Source organism: Actinosynnema sp. NPDC004786 (genome assembly GCF_053601135.1).
Map to the genome: position 1 here is coordinate 1 of NZ_JBSGBG010000104.1, position 3,791 is coordinate 3,791.

4 protein-coding genes are annotated in these 3,791 nt (G+C 71.3%); 2 read left to right on the top strand and 2 right to left on the bottom strand.

Going from position 1 to position 3,791, the window contains the following annotated elements:
- Positions 1–1,071: ricin-type beta-trefoil lectin domain protein (locus ACWEFJ_RS39085; protein ID WP_449716898.1), on the bottom strand; the 1,071-nt coding region annotated here is incomplete at its 3' end.
- A 367-nt stretch (positions 1,072–1,438) separates the two neighbouring features.
- Here ACWEFJ_RS39085 and ACWEFJ_RS39090 point away from each other — a divergent pair.
- Both ACWEFJ_RS39090 and ACWEFJ_RS39095 read left to right on the top strand, forming a co-directional pair.
- Entirely contained in the window at positions 1,439–2,002 is a 564-nt protein-coding gene (locus ACWEFJ_RS39090) for a DJ-1/PfpI family protein (protein WP_378098272.1), read from the top strand.
- A gap of 252 nt (positions 2,003–2,254) precedes the next feature.
- A complete protein-coding gene (locus ACWEFJ_RS39095; RefSeq protein ID WP_449716899.1) occupies positions 2,255–3,592 on the top strand; it encodes an extracellular catalytic domain type 1 short-chain-length polyhydroxyalkanoate depolymerase in 1,338 nt (445 codons plus the stop codon).
- A 69-nt stretch (positions 3,593–3,661) separates the two neighbouring features.
- On the opposite strand, the gene ACWEFJ_RS39100 is transcribed toward ACWEFJ_RS39095, so the two are convergent.
- On the bottom strand, positions 3,662–3,787 hold the full coding sequence (locus ACWEFJ_RS39100) for a cellulose binding domain-containing protein (RefSeq protein WP_449716900.1): 126 nt from the start codon (positions 3,785–3,787) through the stop codon (positions 3,662–3,664).
- Positions 3,788–3,791 lie beyond the last annotated feature (4 nt).

A 3,791-nucleotide genomic window follows, 5' to 3' on the forward strand; every position in this document is an offset into this window, starting at 1 on the left:
GTACTGGTGCGCGGCCCGCAGGTGATGAAGGGGTACCTCAACGCGCCGGAGGCCACCGCGGCGGTGCTGGAGCCGGACGGGTTCCTGCACACCGGTGATCGTGCCGTTCGAGTTCACGTTCCACTGCTGGTTGGTCTGGCCGTTGCAGTCCCACACCACGACCTGCGTGCCGTTGGTCGTGCCGAGGTTGTAGGCGTCCAGGCACTTGCCGTTGACCGTCAACTGCTTGGCCGCGGTGTAGGTCCACGTCTGGTGCGGCTGGCCGTTGCAGTCCCACAGCTGGACCTGGGTGCCGTTCACCACGCCGTTCGGCACGTCCGCGCACCGGCCCGACTGCGTGCCGACGAGCCGGTTGCCGGTCGGCGCGGTCGGGTCGCCGATGACGCCCGGCACCGACCGCAGCGCCGAGTACCACCGGGCGGCCATCTTGTCGTAGCCGCCGGCCGTGGGGTGGACGCCGTCGATCAGGTCGGCCGTCGTCAACGCCGACGCCATGTCGACCAGGTGCACGCGCTTGCCCCCGTTGACCTTGTTCTGCACGATCCCGGGGATGGCGGCGTTGAACGTGCGCGCGGCCGCGCCCTGCCCCGAGTTCGCGATCGGGATGATCGTCGCCACGAACACGTCCGCGTTCGGCACGGTCGCGGTGATGCGGTCGATCAGCGTGGACAGCCGGCCCGGAGCGCCGCTCACGTTGTAGTTCTGCAGGATGTCGTTCGTGCCGATGTGCAGCAGCACGGTGCGCGGGTTGGTGTTGCGCAACCAGTTGACGACGTTCCCGTCGATCTGGTCGATCCGCCACCCCGGGTGCCCCTGGTGGTCGTGGTCGCCGAGCGACGACGGCCCGTTGAACTGCGACCCGACGAAGTCCACCCGGTAGCCCGCGCCCGTGAACCGCTGCCACAGGCCGATCCGGTAACCGCCCGGCACCTGCGTGCCCTCGGTGATCGAGTCGCCCAGCGGCATCACGCGCACGCCGCCGTTCGACTCGGCGACGGCCGGTCCGGTGGTCGTCAGCACCCCGGCCGCCAGGACGGCCGCGGTGACCAGTGCCTTGACGAGCGTCCGCATCGTTCCTCCTCGGTGATCGGTGGGCACGGACGGCCGTCGCGGTCCCCCGCCGCGCGCCGGCCCGTACCCGACGGCAACTCGTCTCCGACCGAACTTGTTAGCGCTAACGTCGTGTGTTGCCGAGGGATAAGACTACAGCGCTGTGAACGCGATGTGACGAACTGAGACGGGCCATCTCTTCGTGTTAGCGCGAACATTGCGGCGTTCGCCGGTGCCGGGTGGGCAATTCGGTCCACTTCGGACGAAACGCGCCGACACCTGACCGGCCGATTGTGCCGCGAAACCCGATCGGCATACGGTCGCAACTCCGGAACCGGTTCGACCGAACAGCCCCCGCGCGCACGTCGAGCGGGACGAGGGAGCGAACATGGCCAGAGTGCTGGTCCTGACGGGGGACGCCGCCGAGGAGCTGGACTCGATGTACCCCGTCTTCCGCCTGCGCGAGGGAGGTCACGAGGCGGTCGTGGCCGCGCCGACCACGCGCGCGGTGAAGCTGGTGGTCCACGACTTCGAGTCCGGTTGGGACGCCTACACCGAGAAACCGGGGCACGAGCTGCCGGTGGACCTGGCGTTCGCCGACGTGGACCCGACGGGGTTCGACGGGCTGGTGATCCCGGGCGGGCGGGCCCCGGAGTACATCCGGACCGATCCCGACGTGGCCCGCATCGTCCGCCACTTCTTCGAGCACGAGCTGCCCGTGGGCACCATCTGCCACGGTCCGCAGGTGCCCGCCGCGCTCGGGTTGCTGCGCGGGCGCACCACCGCCGCCTTCCCGCCGCTCAAGGTGGACATGGAGCTGGCGGGCGCCACGTTCGTGGACGAACCGGACGTGGTGGACGGCGCGATGGTGTCGTGCCGCGGCTGGCCGGACCTCCCGCACTGGTCGCGCGCGTTCATGCGCGTGCTGGAGAAGGCGGCGGGCCCCGCCTGACGGACCCGTCTCACGACCGGCGGGCGGTCGTGAGACGGGCACGCTCCACCGACGGCGGTGGCAGGAATCTGACATTGCCGCCGCCGTCCGGGCGTGGCTAACTGCCGGGAGGGACATCTGCTCCGCCCCTGCGCGCCAGGTCGCCGCCGTGGTGGCGGCGCGGTCCCGTGGCGCCGTTCCGGCCGGGGTTGAGCGCCTCTCGGACGGCACGACACCCCGCGGTGGTCGTGCGGTCGCCACCAAGGAGTGATGATGAGACGAATGTTGCGCGCCCTGACGGCCGCGGCGTTGCTGTTGCCGCTCACCGTCGGCACGGCGCTCGTGACGGCGGGCCCGGCCTCGGCCGCCACGTTGACCAGGATCACGAACTTCGGCACGAACCCGACGAACCTCAACATGTATGTCTACGTGCCCGACAACGTCGCGCCGCAGCCCGCGCTGCTGGTCCTCGTGCACTACTGCGGCGGCTCGGCGGGCGCGATCTTCAACGGCAACGGCCGCGACTTCGCCACGGCGGCCGACCGGTACGGCTACGTCGTGGTCGTGCCCGAGGCCACGCGCGAGGGGCACTGCTTCGACGTCTCCACGCAGGCCGGCCTCACCCGCAACGGCGGCAGCGACTCCACCGGCATCATGTCGATGGTGTCCTGGACCCGCCAGCGCTACAACGTGGACCCGGCCCGGATCGTGGTCAGCGGGTTCTCCTCCGGCGCGATGATGACGAACGTGCTGGCCGCCCAGTACCCCGACGTCTTCTCGGCGGGTTCCGCGTTCTCCGGCGTCCCGGCCGGGTGCTTCGCCACGACCAACGGCTCGCTGTGGAACAGCCAGTGCGCGGGCGGCAACGTCGTCAGGTCCGCCGCGGAGTGGGGCGCCACGGCCCGCGCCATGTACCCGGGCTACACCGGGACCTACCCGCGGATGCAGTTCTGGCACGGGACCACGGACACCACCCTCGCCTACCCCAACTTCGGCGAGGAGATCAAGCAGTGGACCAACCTCCGGGGACTGAGCCAGACCCCGGCGTTCACCGACCGCCCGCAGTCGAGCTGGACGCGCACCCGGTACGGCGACACGAGCACCCGCGCCACGGTCGAGGGCATCAGCATCGCCAACACCGGCCACACCCTGCCGCAGGCGGGGATGTTGGCGTACGCGATCTCCTTCCTCGGCCTCGACGGGGGCGGTGGCGGCGGCGCGAAGACCGGTCCGCTGCGCGCGGTCGGCGCGGGCCGGTGCCTGGACGTGCCCGGCCAGAGCACCTCGGCCGGCACCCGGTTGCAGGTCTGGGACTGCCACGGCGGCGCCAACCAGCAGTGGACGTCCACGACGGCGGGCGAGCTGACGGTGTACACGGGCAGTGCGCTGCGCTGCCTGGACGCCGAGGGCGGTGGCACCGCCGCGGGCACGGCCGTGATCATCTGGAACTGCCACGGCGGCGCGAACCAGAAGTGGCGGCTCAACGCGGACGGTTCGGTGACCGGCGCGCAGTCGGGGCTGTGCCTGGAGGTCGGCGGCACGGCCAACGGCTCCCCCGTGCGGCTGGCGACGTGCGGCGGGCAGAGCGGCCAGCGGTGGACCCTCGGGTGAACCCGGCGGTGGCCGGCTGACGGACGAGGGGTGGAGCCGGTTCGGCTCCACCCCTCGCGCGTGGTGCGGTCAGGCGACGCCGCAGGCCGCCCCGTTCAGGGTGAACGAGGTGGGTTCGGCGGTGTTGCCGGTGTGGTTGGCCTGGAACCCGATGCTCACCGACGCCCCCGGCGCGATCGTGCCGTTGTACGACACGTTC

What these genes read in the sequence shown, in the direction of transcription:
- ACWEFJ_RS39095 (WP_449716899.1), top strand. Translation starts at nt 2,255, where the DNA reads ATGAGACGAATGTTGCGCGCCCTGACGGCCGCGGCGTTGCTGTTGCCG.
- ACWEFJ_RS39090 (WP_378098272.1), top strand. Translation starts at nt 1,439, where the DNA reads ATGGCCAGAGTGCTGGTCCTGACGGGGGACGCCGCCGAGGAGCTGGAC.